The sequence below is a fragment of the Rhodovulum sulfidophilum DSM 1374 genome (assembly GCF_001633165.1).
GTDB classification, from domain to species: Bacteria; Pseudomonadota; Alphaproteobacteria; order Rhodobacterales; family Rhodobacteraceae; genus Rhodovulum; species Rhodovulum sulfidophilum.
Map to the genome: position 1 here is coordinate 2,581,643 of NZ_CP015418.1, position 15,950 is coordinate 2,597,592.

At 67.5% G+C, this 15,950-nt stretch carries 13 protein-coding genes; 5 read left to right on the top strand and 8 right to left on the bottom strand.

What is annotated here, in order from left to right:
- Positions 1-69: 69 nt before the first annotated feature.
- Entirely contained in the window at positions 70-648 is a 579-nt protein-coding gene (locus A6W98_RS12215) for a DUF924 family protein (protein WP_042461833.1), read from the top strand.
- Positions 649-786: 138 nt separating this feature from the next.
- Positions 787-2,181: a dihydrolipoyl dehydrogenase gene (gene lpdA, locus A6W98_RS12220; protein WP_042461835.1), complete on the top strand. Its 1,395-nt coding sequence runs from the start codon at positions 787-789 to the stop codon at positions 2,179-2,181.
- A 71-nt stretch (positions 2,182-2,252) separates the two neighbouring features.
- On the opposite strand, the gene A6W98_RS12225 is transcribed toward lpdA, so the two are convergent.
- Positions 2,253-2,624, bottom strand: a complete 372-nt coding sequence (locus A6W98_RS12225) for a rhodanese-like domain-containing protein (RefSeq protein WP_052678031.1) — start codon at positions 2,622-2,624, stop codon at positions 2,253-2,255.
- A gap of 174 nt (positions 2,625-2,798) precedes the next feature.
- Between A6W98_RS12225 and uvrA the strand changes: the two genes are divergently transcribed.
- A complete protein-coding gene (uvrA, locus tag A6W98_RS12230; RefSeq protein ID WP_042465035.1) occupies positions 2,799-5,657 on the top strand; it encodes an excinuclease ABC subunit UvrA in 2,859 nt (952 codons plus the stop codon).
- A 76-nt stretch (positions 5,658-5,733) separates the two neighbouring features.
- On the opposite strand, the gene A6W98_RS12235 is transcribed toward uvrA, so the two are convergent.
- From A6W98_RS12235 to A6W98_RS12265, 7 genes are all read right to left on the bottom strand, one after another.
- Complete coding sequence (locus A6W98_RS12235; protein WP_196760283.1) at positions 5,734-5,922, bottom strand: YgaP family membrane protein; 189 nt, start codon at positions 5,920-5,922, stop codon at positions 5,734-5,736.
- 142 nt (positions 5,923-6,064) lie between these two features.
- Complete coding sequence (locus A6W98_RS12240; protein ID WP_042461839.1) at positions 6,065-6,724, bottom strand: Crp/Fnr family transcriptional regulator; 660 nt, start codon at positions 6,722-6,724, stop codon at positions 6,065-6,067.
- Complete coding sequence (gene mmsB / locus A6W98_RS12245; RefSeq protein WP_042461841.1) at positions 6,721-7,593, bottom strand: 3-hydroxyisobutyrate dehydrogenase; 873 nt, start codon at positions 7,591-7,593, stop codon at positions 6,721-6,723. Before mmsB ends, A6W98_RS12240 begins: the two co-directional genes overlap by 4 nt.
- Entirely contained in the window at positions 7,590-8,639 is a 1,050-nt protein-coding gene (locus tag A6W98_RS12250) for an enoyl-CoA hydratase/isomerase family protein (protein ID WP_042461842.1), read from the bottom strand. The genes mmsB and A6W98_RS12250 overlap by 4 nt, the downstream gene beginning before the upstream one ends.
- Positions 8,636-9,781: an acyl-CoA dehydrogenase family protein gene (locus A6W98_RS12255; protein WP_042461844.1), complete on the bottom strand. Its 1,146-nt coding sequence runs from the start codon at positions 9,779-9,781 to the stop codon at positions 8,636-8,638. Before A6W98_RS12255 ends, A6W98_RS12250 begins: the two co-directional genes overlap by 4 nt.
- A gap of 1,058 nt (positions 9,782-10,839) precedes the next feature.
- The gene (locus A6W98_RS12260; RefSeq protein WP_042461846.1) at positions 10,840-11,973 is read right to left on the bottom strand and encodes a carboxylate-amine ligase; all 1,134 of its coding nucleotides are present in this window, start codon (positions 11,971-11,973) and stop codon (positions 10,840-10,842) included.
- Between the two features lie 97 nt (positions 11,974-12,070).
- The gene (locus tag A6W98_RS12265; protein WP_042461848.1) at positions 12,071-12,538 is read right to left on the bottom strand and encodes a YbaK/EbsC family protein; all 468 of its coding nucleotides are present in this window, start codon (positions 12,536-12,538) and stop codon (positions 12,071-12,073) included.
- 104 nt (positions 12,539-12,642) lie between these two features.
- Here A6W98_RS12265 and glnE point away from each other — a divergent pair, with 104 nt between their 5' ends.
- Positions 12,643-15,450, top strand: coding sequence for a bifunctional [glutamate--ammonia ligase]-adenylyl-L-tyrosine phosphorylase/[glutamate--ammonia-ligase] adenylyltransferase (glnE, locus tag A6W98_RS12270; protein WP_042461850.1), 2,808 nt, complete (start codon positions 12,643-12,645; stop codon positions 15,448-15,450).
- Complete coding sequence (locus A6W98_RS12275; protein WP_042461853.1) at positions 15,440-15,706, top strand: hypothetical protein; 267 nt, start codon at positions 15,440-15,442, stop codon at positions 15,704-15,706. Before glnE ends, A6W98_RS12275 begins: the two co-directional genes overlap by 11 nt.
- Positions 15,707-15,950: the final 244 nt, after the last annotated feature.

A 15,950-nucleotide genomic window follows, 5' to 3' on the forward strand; every position in this document is an offset into this window, starting at 1 on the left:
AACCCCCCGGGTAAATCTGAAACCATCCGGGCCAGCACGAACAGGCACCCTACGGTCGAGGAGGATCAGATGCCGCGACGCGAACAGATCATCAGCTTCTGGATGGAAGAAGTCGGCCCGGCAGGCTGGTACAAGGCCGACCCCGAGGTCGATGCCGCGATCGTCGCGCGGTTCAAGGGCGACTGGGAAGCGGCCCATTCCGGCGAGTTGCACGAATGGGTGACCAACCCGGCCGGGGCCTTCGCCTTCCTGATTCTGACCGACCAGTTTCCGCGCAACATGTTCCGCGGCGACTGGCGCGCCTTCGCCACCGACGCGTTGGCGCGTGCCGCCTCCAAACAGGCGATCGAGCATAATTTCGACATGCGCTACCCCGAGCCCGAGCGGCAGTTCTTCTACATGCCGCTGATGCATTCGGAATGTCTGATGGATCAGGATCGCTGCGTCCGTCTGATGCTGACCCGCATGCCCGAGACCGGGGCCGACAACCTCCTGCATGCCAAGGCCCATCGCGAACTGATCCGCCGCTTCGGCCGCTTCCCGTTCCGCAATGCCGCCCTGCATCGGGGCTCTTCCGAGGAAGAGATCGCCTTCCTCGAAAGCGGCGGATACGGGGCCTGCGTCGAGGAATTGCGCGCCTCTGCCTGAGCCCGGCGCCGAGCCGGCGCCGAGCCGGAGCCGACATCGCCCCCGCGCCGCTTCGGGTTGCGGGGGTCTGGCATCGCAATCGGGAAAACTGCGCATGCCTTCGGAACATAATGGGAACTTTGAAAGGGAGACTGCGCCATGGCCGCGCGTAACTTCGACATGATCGTGATCGGCGCGGGGCCGGGGGGCTATGTGGCGGCGATCCGCGGCGCCCAGCTCGGGCTCAGCGTCGCCGTGGTCGAACGCGAACATCTGGGGGGCATCTGCCTCAACTGGGGCTGCATCCCCACCAAGGCGCTGTTGCGCTCGGCCGAGGTGTTCCACCTGATGCACCGCGCCAAGGAATTCGGGCTGAAGGCCGAGGGGATCGGCTATGATCTCTCGGCGGTGGTCAAGCGCTCGCGCGGGGTGGCCAAGCAGCTGTCTTCGGGCGTGGGGCATCTGCTGAAGAAGAACAAGGTCACGGTGGTGATGGGCGAGGCCACGCTGCCCGGAAAGGGCCGGGTTTCGGTCAAGACCGACAAGGGCACCGAAGAGCTGACCGCCAAGGCCATCGTCCTGGCCACCGGCGCGCGGGCGCGCAACCTGCCGGGGCTTGAGGCCGACGGCAAGCGGGTCTGGTCCTACAAGCACGCGCTGCAGCCGCCGCACGAACCGAAGAAGCTTCTGGTCATCGGCTCGGGCGCCATCGGGATCGAATTCGCCAGCTTCTTCAACACGCTTGGCGCCGAGACCACGGTGGTCGAGGTGATGGACCGGATCCTGCCCGTCGAGGATGCCGAGATCTCTGCCTTCGCGAAGAAACAGTTCGAAAAGCAGGGCATGACGATCCGCGAGAAGGCGACGGTCAAGCAGCTTGACCGCAGTGCCGACAAGGTCGTCGCCCATGTCGAACAGAACGGCAAGGTCGAGAAGATCGAGGTCGACACCGTGATTTCCGCCGTCGGCATCGTCGGCAATGTCGAGGGGCTGGGGCTAGAGGATCTGGGCGTCAGGATCGACCGCAGCCATGTCGTCACCGACGACTATTGCCGGACCGGGGTCGAGGGGCTTTATGCCATCGGCGATCTGGCGGGCGCACCCTGGCTGGCGCACAAGGCCAGCCATGAAGGCGTCATGGTGGCCGAGCTGATCGCGGGGCAAAAGCCCCATCCGATCAAGCCGGGCTCGATCGCGGGCTGTACCTATTGCCATCCGCAGGTCGCCAGTGTCGGTCTGACCGAGGCCAGGGCCAAGGAACAGGGCCATGACGTCAAGGTCGGCCGCTTCCCCTTCATCGGCAATGGCAAGGCGATTGCACTTGGCGAGGCCGAGGGCATGGTCAAGACCGTCTTCGACGCCGGGACCGGCGAGCTTCTGGGCGCGCATATGATCGGCGCCGAGGTGACGGAACTGATCCAGGGCTATGTGGTCGGCCGTCAGCTTGAAACCACCGAAGCCGACCTGATGGAAACCGTCTTCCCGCACCCGACCCTGTCCGAGATGATGCACGAATCCGTGCTGGATGCCTGGGACCGGGCGATCCATTTCTAGAGGCGGACCGGGACCTCTCTAAAGCTTGCGCCGTCCCGTCCGGGGCGGCGCCTGCATACCCGCCGGGAAGGCTACTCGACCGGGAGCTTGGCGTTCAGCCACTCGCGGAAGGAGCCCATGTTGTAGACATCCTCGTAGCCCATCTTCTTCATCATCCGCGCGGCCTGGATCGCCTTGCTGCCATTCTCGCAGTACAGCGCGAAGCTCTTGGCCGGGTCGAGCGCCGGGTCGAAATTCGGCCCCCGCGCATTCGCCTTGTGCCGGATCATCATGAGCGGGATATGGATCGCCCCTCTGGCCTTGCCGCTTCGTGCGACCTCGTGCGTTTCGCGGACATCGATCAGGACCAGTTCACCCTTTTCCGCATGGATGCTGGCATCCTTCGGGCGAATCTCCTCGATATGGGGGTAGACCCTCGCCATGAGCTCGAACCAATTGGCCATCGCGCCCTCCTGTTCTGAGATTTCCGACGAAACTATAGGGGGGCGGGCCCGAATGTTAAGCGCGCACGGGGACGCAGCCCCGGCAGCCGGTAATGTTCCCGTCATGTTCTCATTTTTCGGTTGGAGATCGTCTTTGGGTCAACTATTTCTTCACCAGTATTCCCGGGGGCAATGATGGCCGAGCTGAAACGGATCGAGGTGCGCGGCGCGCGCGAGCATAATCTCAAGGATGTCGATGTCGACATTCCGCGCGACGCGCTGGTGGTGATCACCGGGCTGTCCGGCTCGGGCAAGTCCTCGCTGGCCTTCGACACGATCTATGCCGAAGGCCAGCGCCGCTATGTCGAAAGCCTGTCGGCCTATGCGCGGCAGTTCCTCGACATGATGGAAAAGCCCGATGTCGATCACATCACCGGGCTGAGCCCGGCGATTTCGATCGAGCAGAAGACGACCTCGAAGAACCCGCGCTCGACCGTCGGCACCGTCACCGAGATCTACGACTACATGCGGCTGCTTTTCGCGCGCGCCGGCACGCCCTACAGCCCCGCGACCGGCCTGCCGATCGAGGCGCAGCAGGTGCAGGACATGGTCGACCGGGTGATGGCCATGGAGGAGGGCACGCGCGCCTATCTGCTGGCCCCGATCGTGCGCGATCGCAAGGGCGAGTATCGCAAGGAATTCGTCGAGCTGCGCAAGCAGGGCTTTCAGCGGGTCAAGGTCGACGGCCAGTTCCACGATCTGGACGAACCGCCCACGCTGGACAAGAAATTCCGCCATGACATCGACGTGGTGGTCGACCGGATCGTGGTGAAGGAGGGGCTCGAGACCCGGCTTGCCGACAGTTTCCGCACCGCGCTGGATCTGGCCGACGGGATCGCCGTGCTGGAAACCGCGCCCAAGGAGGGCGATCCTGACCGCATCGTCTTTTCCGAGAATTTCGCCTGTCCGGTCTCGGGCTTCACCATCCCCGAGATCGAGCCGCGGCTGTTTTCCTTCAACGCGCCCTTCGGGGCCTGCCCCGATTGCGACGGGCTGGGGGTGGAGCTGTTCTTCGACGAACGCCTGGTGGTGCCCGATGCGGCGCTGACCGTCTATGACGGCGCCATCGCGCCCTGGCGCAAGGGCAAGTCGCCCTATTTCCGCCAGACCATCGAGGCCATCGCCCGGCATTACGGCTTCGACAAGGCGACGCCCTGGAAGGATCTGCCCAGGAAGGTGCAGCAGGTCTTCCTGCGCGGCTCGGGCGAGGAAGAGATCCAGTTCCGCTATGACGAGGGCGGGCGGGTCTATCAGGTGACGCGCGCCTTCGAGGGGGTGATCCCCAACATGGAGCGCCGCTATCGCGAGACCGACAGCGCCTGGGTCCGCGAGGAATTCGAGAATTACCAGAACAACCGCCCCTGCCAGAGCTGCGGCGGCCACCGGCTGCGCCCCGAGGCGCTGGCGGTGAAGATCGCTGGGCTGCATGTCGGGCAGGTGGTCCAGATGTCGATCCGCGAGGCCCATGCCTGGGTGCAGACCGCGCCCGAGCATCTGAGCAAGCAGAAGAACGAGATCGCCCGCGCGATCCTCAAGGAGATCCGCGAGCGGTTGGGCTTCCTGAACAATGTCGGGCTCGATTACCTGACGCTGGCGCGCAATGCCGGCACGCTGTCGGGCGGCGAAAGCCAGCGGATCCGGCTGGCCAGCCAGATCGGGTCGGGGCTGACCGGGGTGCTATATGTGCTGGACGAACCCTCGATCGGGCTGCATCAGCGCGATAACGGGCGGCTTCTGACCACGCTGAAGAACCTGCGCGACCAGGGCAATTCGGTGCTGGTGGTCGAGCATGACGAAGAGGCGATCCGCGAGGCCGATTACGTGCTGGATATCGGCCCCGGCGCCGGCGTGCATGGCGGCCGGATCGTGGCGAAGGGCACGCCCGAGGAGATCGCGGCCGACCCGGCCTCGGTCACCGGTCAATACCTGTCGGGCACGCGCGAGATCGCGGTGCCCGCGGACCGGCGCCCCGGCAGCGGCAAGGCGGTGACGGTGGTCAAGGCCTCGGGCAACAACCTGCAGGACGTCACCGCGCGGTTTCCGCTGGGCAAGTTCGTCTGCGTGACCGGGGTGTCGGGCGGCGGCAAGTCGACCCTGACCATCGAGACGCTGTTCAAGACCGCCTCGATGCGGCTGAACGGGGCCCGGCAGACGCCCGCACCCTGCGAGACCATCAAGGGGCTCGAACATCTCGACAAGGTGATCGACATCGACCAGCGGCCCATCGGCCGCACGCCGCGGTCAAACCCCGCCACCTATACCGGCGCCTTCACGCCAATCCGCGAATGGTTCGCCGGGCTGCCCGAGGCCAAGGCGCGCGGCTATAAACCGGGGCGCTTCAGCTTCAACGTCAAGGGCGGGCGCTGCGAGGCCTGCCAGGGCGACGGTGTCATCAAGATCGAGATGCACTTCCTGCCCGATGTCTATGTGACCTGCGAAACCTGTCATGGCGCGCGGTATAACCGCGAAACTCTTGAGATCCGGTTCAAGGGCAAGAGCATTGCCGATGTTCTGGACATGACGGTCGAGGATGCACAGGAATTCTTCAAGGCGGTGCCCTCGATCCGCGAGAAGATGGATGCGCTGATGCATGTGGGGCTGGGCTATATCAAGGTCGGCCAGCAGGCGACGACGCTGTCGGGCGGCGAGGCGCAGCGGGTCAAGCTGTCGAAGGAGCTGTCCAAGCGCGCGACCGGCCGGACGCTGTACATCCTCGACGAGCCGACCACGGGGCTGCATTTCGAGGATGTGAAGAAGCTACTGGAAGTGCTGCACGAACTGGTCGACCAGGGCAATACGGTGGTGGTGATCGAGCATAATCTCGATGTCATCAAGACCGCCGACTGGATCATCGATATCGGCCCCGAGGGCGGCGATGGCGGCGGCCGGATCGTGGCCGAGGGCACGCCCGAAGAGGTCGCGGCCTGCGAGGCCAGCCATACCGGGCGCTATCTCAAGGACATGCTGAAGCCGCGCCGGGTCGCGGCCGAATGACCGGCTCGGGCGAGACCGGCTGGGTGCCGGTCCGCCGATGTCATGCCAAGCCTGTGGCCCGGTCCGACCGCTGCGGTCAGTCCTTCTTGCAGGTATTCACCCCGATCAGCGAATAGAGCGGGCAGCTCGACATCAGCCCGGTCGCGAGCGGCACGATGCCGATCAGCAGCCAGTTGCTGTAGCCGACAAGCGCGGCGATCACCATCAGCGCACCGATGATGATGCGCAGGGCGCGGTCGATGCCGCCGACATTCTTGGCAAGCAGGGATTGGGTGGTCATGGGGAGGTCCTCCGATGGGTGCTGTCCGGCCTTTCCGGACGGTATGCACCCACTATGCCCCGGCCCGACCGTCCCGTCTGTGACTGTGTCACCGGACGGCATCATTGGGCTGCGTTATCGGCCTTCATCACCTGATCCCGTCGGCGGCCGCGATCCGGGCCAGACCCTGGGCATCCTCGATGGTGACGCAGCCGCGGTCGAGCCGCACCATTCCGGCCCGGGCCAGTGCGTCGAGCCGGCGCGAGACCACCTCGCGGGCGGTGCCGATCCGGGTCGCGATCTCCTGATGGGTGGCATGGACGGCGCCCCCTGCCGCGCGGTCCAGCAGATCGGCGGCAAGCCGGCCTTCGACCTTCTGGAAGGCGACCCGTTCCAGCAGCGCCATCACCGATTGCAGCCGCTGCGCGAAGGCGCCGAAGACGAAGCGGCGAAAGACCGGGCTGTCATCCATCAGCGAAAGGAACCTGTCCTTGGGCACCAGCACCGCCTCGCAATCGGTGGCGGTGACCGCCTCGCCGGTATAATCCTCGCCGCCCAGAAGCCCCAGCGTCGACTGCACGCAGGATTGTCCCGGCTCGATCGCATAAAGCAGGATCTCGCGGCCGGTGGGGCCGATCAGGAAGACCTCGACCCGGCCGGTCAGCAGGATGGTGAAGCCGCGCGCCGCCTCGCCCGGGCAGAACAGCACCTGGCCCTTGGGCAGGGGGCTGACCGGCAGCATGTCGAGCCGGGCAGCAATCTCCGGCTCGATCCCCCCCAGCCCCTCGGCGCGCGCAAGCCAGCTCATCCGCGGCCGCGTTTCTCGAAGCGGGGCAGCATGGCCGAGAAGTCGAGCCCCGAGCCGTCTTCCTGCTCGACGAAGGTTGCGTAAAGCTCGGCCGCGCGCGCGCCCATGGGCGTGTCGGCATCGGCGGTCTCGGCGGCCTGCTGCGAAAGCCGCAGGTCCTTCAGCATCAGGTTCGCGGCAAAGCCGGGCTTGTAGCCGTTATCGGCGGGGCTGGCCGGACCGATGCCGGGGGCGGGGCAATAGCTGTTCATCGACCAACTGTAGCCCGATGAGGTCGAGACCACATCGAACATCTTGTCGCGTGCAAGCCCCAGCTTGTCGGCCAGCGCGAACGCCTCGCAGGTGGCGATCATGGTGACGCCGAGGATCATGTTGTTGCAGATCTTGGCGGCCTGCCCGTTGCCCGAGGGCCCGCAATGGACCGCCTTCTGGCCCATGATGTCGAACAGCGGCCGCACCTTCGCGAAGGCCTCGTCGCTGCCGCCCGCCATGAAGGTCAGCGTGCCCGCCGTCGCGCCGCCGACGCCGCCCGAAACCGGCGCGTCGACCGCAAGCATGCCCGCCGCCCCGGCCTCGGCCGCCACCGCCCGGGCGCTGTCGACATCGACGGTCGAGCAGTCGAGCAGGACCGCGCCCCCGGCCATCGCGGGCAGGATCTCGGCCGCGACCGCGCGCAGGATCTGGCCGTTCGGTAGCATGGTGATGACGACCTCGCGCCCGCGGGCGGCCCCGGCGGCGCTTTCGGCCATCGTCACGCCTTCGGGGCAGGGGGCGGACGGGTCGAAGCCCGTCACCTCATGGCCTGCCTGGACCAGGTTCGCCGCCATCGGCGCCCCCATGTTGCCGAGCCCGATGAAGCCGATCTTCATTGCAGTTCCTCCTCCAGTTTCAGCCCGTATTCGCCCAGCGGCATCAGCATCCGCGCCACATCGGCGCCGGGCACCGCATCCAGCCCCGGATGCTTCCAGCGCGGCTTGCGGTCCTTGTCGATGATGGCCGCGCGGATGCCTTCGAGAAAGTCGGAATGCTCCGGCGCGCGGTAGGTGAAGCGGTATTCCAGCGCCAGCGCCCGGCGAATGTCGTCCGAGCCCTTCAGCCGGTGCTGCATCTCGATGGCGCAGGCCATGGCCAGCGGGCTGTTACGCTCCATCACCTTCAGCGCCGACAGTGCGAAACCCGACCCTTTGGCGCTCAGCGCATTGACGATGTCGAGAAGCCGCTCGCCCGCGAACAGCGCGTCGATCCGGGGCTGCAGCGCTTCCAACTCGCCCGGGGGCGGCGGGGTCCGGGCGGCGCGGTCGACGGCCTCCCAGTCGCCGGTCGCGATCAGCTCGTCGCGCAGCGCGGGCCAGTCGGCTTCGGGCAGGAAGTAATCGGCAAAGCCCGCGTAGATCGCATCGGCCGGGCCCATCCGGCGGCCGGTGACGCCCAGATATTCGCCCATCCGCCCCGGCGCGCGGGCGAGGATCAGCGAGCCGCCGACATCTGGAACGAGGCCGATCCCGCATTCGGGCATCGCCACCTGCGAGCTCTCGCCCACCACCCGGTGCGAGCCGTGACAGCCGACGCCGACGCCGCCGCCCATCACGAAGCCCTGCATCAGGCTGACAACGGGCTTGGGGAATTCGAAGAGCTTGGCATTCATCCGGTATTCGTCGCGCCAGAATTTCTGGCCATAGGCGTAATCGCCCCTGGTGCCGGTCTCGTACATCACCGCGATATCGCCGCCCGCGCAGAAGGCCTTGTCGCTCTCGGCATCGATCAGGATCATCCGAACCTCGGGATCGGGCGCCCAGGCATCGAGCGCGGCCTCGATCGCCAGGCTCATCTCGTAACTCAGCGCGTTCAGCGCCTTCGGCCGGGTCAGGGTGATGCGGCCGATCCGGCCCTGTTTCCGAATGTCGATCTCGCTCATCCGCGTGCCTCCAGCAGCTGACGCGCCACGATCAGCCGCATGATCTCGTTGGTGCCCTCGAGGATTTGGTGAACGCGCAGGTCGCGCACGATCTTCTCGATGCCGTAATCGGCAAGATAGCCGTAGCCGCCATGCAATTGCAGGCAGGCATCGGCGACCTTCGAGCCGGTCTCGGTCACGAAGGCCTTCGCCATGGCGCAGAACCTGGTGGCGTCGGGCGCGCCCCGGTCGAGCTTCCAGGCCGCCTGGCGCAGGAAGATGCGCGCGGCCTGCAGCTCGATCTCCATGTCGGCAAGGCGGAACTGCAGCGCCTGGAACCGGTCGAGGCTTTGCCCGAAGGCCTGGCGCTCGCCCATATAGGAGAGCGTCGCGTCCAGCGCGGCCTGCGCCGCCCCCAGCGAACAGGCCGCGATGTTCAGCCGCCCGCCATCGAGCCCGGCCATGGCATAGCGAAACCCATGGCCCTCTTCGCCCAGCAGGTTGGCCGCGGGAATGGCGCAATTGTCGAACTGGACCTGCCGGGTCGGCTGGGCGCGCCAGCCCATCTTGTCCTCGAGCCCGCCGAAGGACAGCCCCGGCCGCCCGTCCTCGACCAGGAAGGCCGAGATGCTCTTCGGCCCGGCCGCGCCGCTGCGGGCCATGACCACATAGGCGTCCGAATAGCCGCCGCCCGAGATGAAGGCCTTGGTGCCGGTCAGCGCCCAGCCCTCGGCGCCCCGGACCGCGCGGGTCTTCAGCGCCGCCGCATCCGAGCCCGAGCCTGGCTCGGTCAGGCAGTAGGACAGCACCGTTTGCATCGACAGCGCCTCGGGCAGCACCCGCGCGCGCATCTCCTCCGAGCCGAAGGCATCGATCATCTTCGCGCACATGTTGTGGATCGACAGGAAGGCCGCGACCGACGGGCAGGCCATGCTGAGCGCCTCGAAGACCAGTGTCGCGTCGAGCCGGGAAAGCCCCGACCCGCCGGAGCTTTCGCGCACATAGAGCCCGCCGAAGCCCAGCGCGCCCAGCTCGGGCCAGAGCGGCCTTGGGATCGTGCCCTCGGCTTCCCATGTGCGGGCATGGGGCGCGATGTGCTCGGCTCCGAACTCGCGGGCCAGATCGAAGATCGCCCTCTGTTCCTCGCTTGGCGCAAAATCCATGATCGCTGCTCCCCCCGTCGCGAAAGAAATGAACGCCCGTTTAGTTAGCGACCGGGGCGGGGGTCATGCAAGCATCCGTTCGGGGGTTTCCTTGGCGTCAATTTTGCGGAGAATTCGGGAAGTGGGAATTGAGTCATTTCAATTGGGTTTGCCTTGAAAGGGGGGGGGCCGATTTCCGCCGCCGCTGCCGGACGGATTGCAGCTTCCTCACGACCGGCTTCGATCTGGCCGATCAACGGGGCAGCGACCCGATGAAGACCACCGTCACGCTGGAAGACACGGCGGTGGGCGTCAACGGGCGGCGTCAGGATGTGCTTCCGCGTCGGCGCCTTGGTCAATCAGAGCGATATCGCCGCGGGCCGAGGCTGTGTGAAAACTCGGTCAAGCATGGACGGTGCCGGGACAAAATTCCCCCTCGCGAAGCGCCTACGAGATTTCTTTCTGCCGGCAGGCCGCCACGAGCTCTTCCCGAGGAAGTTACTCCCCGCGGGTCTTGGAAATCTGAGTTTTCAAACAGCCTCGGCCGTCTCGATCCCGGCGGTGACGGGACGGTCAACTCGATCCTGTGGTCGGAGGCCGGGCCGCTGCCCGATTTCGAAACCGATATGAGGAATTTGCAGGCCGACACTATCGGGGCCAGGTTCGATTTCGGGGTCGCAATCGCGCGGTCGGGTGAGCGCGGATTTCCACGAGTCACCCAGCTTCATCGTCCATGGCGTCAATCTCGACGCGGCCGTATGCGCTGGCGAAAGCTTCGCCATGCGCGGCCATAAGCTCGGGCTTTGTGCCACTCGGGGGCCGGCGCACTGCAATGCCGACGGGTCGTCCAGGATGTTCGGTTCCTTACCGGGCCCCGGTACCCGAGCTTGTGCCGGTCCCGGCGCCGGACGGTCTGCTGCTGGCCGGGCTGGTCTAGTTCGACGCCCGCGCGGCTGAGGGCGTGTCCTCATGGCTGAAACGAAGACGGGCGTCTTTCGGGGTGCTCGACTGCGTTTCGTCTTGGCTCCGATGTCACAGTGGGGCGCTGTCCAAGTAAGACTGTCCAAGTAAGACGGGGCTCAGAGATCTGCACCGAATTCCTCAATCAGAAGCCGCACCACGGACCGCATCGCCTCTTCGCTGTCGGCGCCCGTGGCCAGCGCCGCAGCATGGGCATTGCGTTGCCGCTCGGCGCTGGTGCCATGGGCGATGACATCGCGGGCGGCATGGATCTCGTCGAGACAGCCCAGCACGGCGGCATCGGCCTCGACCAGCTGGATCAGCTCTTCCAGCAGGTCGGCGAAGGGCACCAGTTCCTTGCGGCCGAAATCGACCAGCCCCTCGGAGACGCCGTAGCGCTGCGCCCGCCAGCGGTTCTCGCCCACCAGAAAGCGTTCATAGATCCGCCAGCGCAGGTTCTCGCCCGCCAGCCGCCACAGCATCCGCAGCGTGCACTGGATCAGCGCGGCCAGCGACAGGGTGTGGTCGAGCCGGGGGCTCATGTCGCAGATCCGGGTCTCGAGCGTCGGGAAGCGGGCCGAGGGCCGCAGGTCCCACCAGATCTTGGTGGCGTCCTCGATCAGCCCCAGCCGGATCAGCGTGCCGACCGAGCGGTCGTATTCGGACCAGCTTTCGAAGCGCGGCGGCAGGCCGGTCCGGGGCAGGTTGTCGAACACCGTCAGCCGGTAGGAGGCCAGCCCGGTATCGACCCCCTTCCAGAATGGCGACGAAGTCGACATCGCCAGAAGATGCGGCAGGAAATAGGAAAACTGAGTCATCAGGTCGATGCGCTGGTCGGGATCGGGAATGCCCACATGCACATGCATGCCGCAGATCAGCATCCGCCGCGCCACCGCCGCCAGCGCCCGGTCGAGATCGTTGTAGCGGTCCTTGTCGGTATGATTCTGGTCGAGCCAGTCGGCCGAGGGGTGGCAGGAGGCCGCGATCGGTGCCAGCCCGAATTGCGCCGCATGATGCGCCACCGTCGCGCGCAGCCGCCTGAGTTCCTCGCGGGCCTCGGCGACGCTGCGGCAGACCCGGGTGCCGACCTCGATCTGGCATTGCAGGAATTCCGGCGTCACCTGATCGCCCAGATCCGCCGCACAGGCCGCCATCAGGTCCTTCGGCGCCTGCGCCAGCGCGCAGGTCTCGCGGTCGACCAGCAGGTATTCCTCCTCGATGCCGAGGGTGAAATCGGGCTCGCTCGCGCTCATGGTCCCCTCCCTGGCGCCGCTCTGTCCGGGGAATGTCAGCAGGAAACGGCCGCGCCCGCAAGATCGCGCGCGGCATCCGGGGAAGGGGCTGCGACGCCTATTGCGTGAAATCGGCCGTTGCGGCGCCGGTCAGTCCGGGCAGGGCATGTGCGTCAAGGGGGAACACGTGGCGGGGCGTTCCTGCGGCGGCCCAGACCGTGTCGAATTCCAGCAGGCGGGGGTCGAGGAAGGTCCGGATCGGGCTCAGATGGCCGACCGGCGCGACGCCGCCGATGGCAAAGCCGGTCTGGGCGCGGATCAGCGCGGCATCGGCCTTGCCAAGAGGCTCGCCCGCCAGCGCCGAGGCCTTCTCGTCCGAGACCCGGTTGCCGCCCGCGGTCAGGAACAGGATCGCGCTGTTGCTTTGCTCGCCGCGAAACACGATCGATTTGGCGATCTGGTCGAGGTCGCAGCCCACGGCGGTCGCGGCCTCCTGGGCGGTGCGGGTCTGGCCCAGCTCGCGGATGTCGGGGGTGATCCCGGCGGCCTCCAGAGCCGCACGGACCCGTTTCAGGCTTTTGCTCATCTCTGCCTCCGTTTTGCGGCGTTTCGCGGCGCGGACTATCGGCCCGGGGCGGGGTGGCCGCAAGCCCCGTTGACCGCCGCGCGCGCGCGCGGCATCACTCGGCCATGAGCTTCGCATCCCGCCTGACCCGCGCGCCCCTTGCGCATGAGCCCGACCGCGCCGCCGAGGCGGCCGACCGTTTCGCCGCCCAGCCGCCCGAGATCCGCGCCCTGCTGGAGGGCACGGCGGGCTGCAGTCCCTATCTCTGGGGGCTGATGACGCGCGAGGCCGACTGGCTGGAGGATCTGCTGGCCGGTGCGCCGGAGCCGGTCTTCGCGGCGCTGATGGACGAGGTCCGGGGGCTGTCGCTCGAGGCGCTCAAGCCCGGGCTGCGTCAGGCCAAGCGGCGCGCGGCGCTTTTGATCGCGCTGGCCGATCTGGGCGGGCTCTGGCCGCTCGAGGCGGTGACCGGCGCGCTGACCGATTTCGCCGATCTCTGCGTCGATGTGACGATCCGGCGCCTGGTCGCGGCCGAGATCGCGCGGGGCAGGCTGCCGGGGCTGAGCGAGGCCGATGCCGACACCGCGGGCGGCATGGTGGCGCTGGCCATGGGCAAGCAGGGCGCGCATGAGCTGAACTATTCCTCGGATATCGACCTGATCTGCCTGTTCGACCAGGACCGGTTCGACCCGGCCGATTTTCACGAGGCCCGCAGCGCCTTCGTCAAGATCACCCGGCGGATGACCGCGATCCTGTCCGAGGCCACCGGCGAGGGCTATGTCTTCCGCACCGATCTGAGGCTCAGGCCCGATGCCTCGGTCACGCCGGTCTGCATGTCGATGGAGGCGGCCGAGCGCTATTACGAAAGCCTCGGGCGGACCTGGGAGCGCGCGGCCCATATCAAGGCGCGGCCCTGCGCGGGCGATATCGAGGCGGGCTGGGCCTATCTCGACCGGCTCCGGCCCTTCGTCTGGCGCAAGCATCTCGATTTCGCGGCGATCCAGGATGCCCATGACATGCGGCTGCGAATTCGCAGCCACAAGGGGCTGCATGGCGGGCTGGTGCTGGAAGGCCATGACATGAAGCTGGGGCAGGGCGGCATCCGCGAGATCGAGTTCTTCACCCAGACCCGGCAGATCATCGCGGGCGGCCGCGACCCCGAGCTGCGGGTGCGGGGCACGGTCGAGGGGCTGACGCGGCTGGCGGCCAAGGGCTGGGTGCCCGAGGAGGTGGCCGAGACCCTCACCGCCGATTACCGGGCCCATCGCGAGGTCGAGCACCGGCTGCAGATGGTCAATGACGCCCAGACCCATCTTCTGCCGAATTCGGCAGAAGGCATCGTCCGGATCGCGCATTTCTGCGGGGCCCCAGAGGCCGGCCCCTGGCGCGACGCGCTGGCCGCGCGGCTGCGCCGGGTGGCGGGGCTGACCGAAGGCTTCTTCGCCCCCGGCAAGCCCGCCGAGGATCTGCCCGAGATCCCGAAGACCGCGGCCGAGATCGTAGAACGCTGGCCGCGCTATCCCTGTCTGCGCACGACTCGCGCGCAGGAGATCTTCAACCGGCTCAAGCCCGACCTCTTCTCGCGGCTGACCAAGGCGCCGCGCCCCGCCGAGGCCTTCGCCGCCTTCGACGGCTTTCTGGCCGGTCTGCCCGCCGGGGTGCAGCTTTTCTCGCTGTTCGAGGCCAATCCGCATCTGATCGACCTGCTGATCGACATCACCAGCGTCTCGCCCGAACTGGCGCAGTATCTCTCGCGCAATGCCCGGGTGCTCGACGCGGTGATCGGCGGCAGCTTCTTCGAGGACTGGCCGGGGCGGGCGGCGCTGACCGGGGCGCTGGATGACCGGCTCGGGGCGCTGGGCGATTACGAGGCCCAGCTCGACGCCGCCCGGGCCTGGGTCAGGGAATGGCATTTCCGGATCGGGGTGCATTTCCTGCGCGGCCTGATCGATGCCAGGACCGCGGGCGCGGAATATGCCGATCTGGCCGAGGCGGTGCTGGCGGCACTCTGGCCCCGGGTCGTGGCGCAATTCGCGGCCAAGCATGGCGATCCGCCCGGCAAGGGCGCCGTGGTGCTGGGGATGGGCTCGCTCGGGGCGGGGGCGCTGAGCGCGCGTTCGGATCTCGACCTGATCGTGATCTACGATGCCGACGGGGTCGAGGCCTCGGAGGGGCGGCGGCCGCTGGCTTCGCGCGCCTATTACGCCAAGCTCACCCAGGCGCTGGTGACCGCGCTGACCGCGCCGATGGCCGAGGGTCGGCTCTACGAGGTCGACATGCGGCTCCGGCCCTCCGGCAATCAGGGGCCGGTCGCGACCTCGCTGCAGAGCTTCAGGAACTATCAGCGCGACGAGGCCTGGACCTGGGAGCATCTGGCCCTGACCCGGGCGCGTCCGGTCGCGGGCGATGCGGCGCTGGGCGCCGAGGTCGAAAGCTTCCGGCGGGCGCTGATCGCAGACAAGGCGGATGTGGCGCGCACGGTCGCGGGCATTGTCGACATGCGGCGGCGACTGGCCGGGGCCAAGCCCGCGAAATCGACCTGGGACGGCAAGCAGGGTCCGGGCCGGGGCCAGGATATCGAGCTGATCGCCACCGCCGCGGCGCTGATCGCCGCCAGCCCCGCGACCTCTGTTGCCGAGCAGATGGGCGCCGGGGTCGAGGCGGGCTGGTTGCGGCAGGACGAGGCGGAGGTGCTCGGCGCCTCCTACCGGCTGCAGCGCCAGATCCAGGGCGCGGCCAAGCTGATTTCGGATACGCCGCTCGATGCCGCTAGGCTTGGCGAAAGCGGACAGGCCTTCCTGTTGCGCGGCACCGGTGCGGAGGATGTCGCCGCGCTGGAAGACCTTCTGGAGATCCAGCGTGCGGCGGCCGCCACCGCGATCGAGGCCGTGATTGCGCGCAGCCCGGCAGAGGAGCAAGCAGATGCGGATTGAACTGGCCGACCCGCGCGGAGTGATCCGCGAATCCTACCGGATCGAAGGCATCGGCGCGCCCGAATGCCGGTCGATCTTTCTCGACTGGGCGATCGGTCTGCCCGAGGGCATCGATTCCCAGCGCGCGCTGCGGCGGCTGCTGGCCGAACATGCCGCGGCCGCGCCCGATCACCCGATGACGGCGGTGCTGCGGGCCGGGCTGAATGCGGGGCCGCAGGCGCGTCGGCGCGGCGGTGCGCATGGAAGACGAAGCTGAACCGCCATTTCCGGCTCTGACGCCCGTGTCATGACATGGTCGGGCCCGGTGATACGGGGCCGCCGCCGAGGGGCTTGCGGAACATCGCGGCCGGTGTCGGATGTCTCAGAGATGTATCGCCGCGAGGTAGTTACCAGCGTGCTGCAGGGGGCGTGCCGTCTTCCTGGCCGGCAGTGCGCGGCGATCCTTTCCGGGAAACGCCCGGCCTGACGGCCGATCTCGGCATGTCCCGTGCGGCCCGCAA

What these genes read in the sequence shown, in the direction of transcription:
- A6W98_RS12215 (WP_042461833.1), top strand. Translation starts at nt 70, where the DNA reads ATGCCGCGACGCGAACAGATCATCAGCTTCTGGATGGAAGAAGTCGGC.
- lpdA (WP_042461835.1), top strand. Translation starts at nt 787, where the DNA reads ATGGCCGCGCGTAACTTCGACATGATCGTGATCGGCGCGGGGCCGGGG.
- A6W98_RS12225 (WP_052678031.1), bottom strand. Translation starts at nt 2,624, where the DNA reads ATGGCCAATTGGTTCGAGCTCATGGCGAGGGTCTACCCCCATATCGAG.
- uvrA (WP_042465035.1), top strand. Translation starts at nt 2,799, where the DNA reads ATGGCCGAGCTGAAACGGATCGAGGTGCGCGGCGCGCGCGAGCATAAT.
- A6W98_RS12240 (WP_042461839.1), bottom strand. Translation starts at nt 6,724, where the DNA reads ATGAGCTGGCTTGCGCGCGCCGAGGGGCTGGGGGGGATCGAGCCGGAG.
- mmsB (WP_042461841.1), bottom strand. Translation starts at nt 7,593, where the DNA reads ATGAAGATCGGCTTCATCGGGCTCGGCAACATGGGGGCGCCGATGGCG.
- A6W98_RS12250 (WP_042461842.1), bottom strand. Translation starts at nt 8,639, where the DNA reads ATGAGCGAGATCGACATTCGGAAACAGGGCCGGATCGGCCGCATCACC.
- A6W98_RS12255 (WP_042461844.1), bottom strand. Translation starts at nt 9,781, where the DNA reads ATGGATTTTGCGCCAAGCGAGGAACAGAGGGCGATCTTCGATCTGGCC.
- A6W98_RS12260 (WP_042461846.1), bottom strand. Translation starts at nt 11,973, where the DNA reads ATGAGCGCGAGCGAGCCCGATTTCACCCTCGGCATCGAGGAGGAATAC.
- A6W98_RS12265 (WP_042461848.1), bottom strand. Translation starts at nt 12,538, where the DNA reads ATGAGCAAAAGCCTGAAACGGGTCCGTGCGGCTCTGGAGGCCGCCGGG.
- glnE (WP_042461850.1), top strand. Translation starts at nt 12,643, where the DNA reads ATGAGCTTCGCATCCCGCCTGACCCGCGCGCCCCTTGCGCATGAGCCC.
- A6W98_RS12275 (WP_042461853.1), top strand. Translation starts at nt 15,440, where the DNA reads ATGCGGATTGAACTGGCCGACCCGCGCGGAGTGATCCGCGAATCCTAC.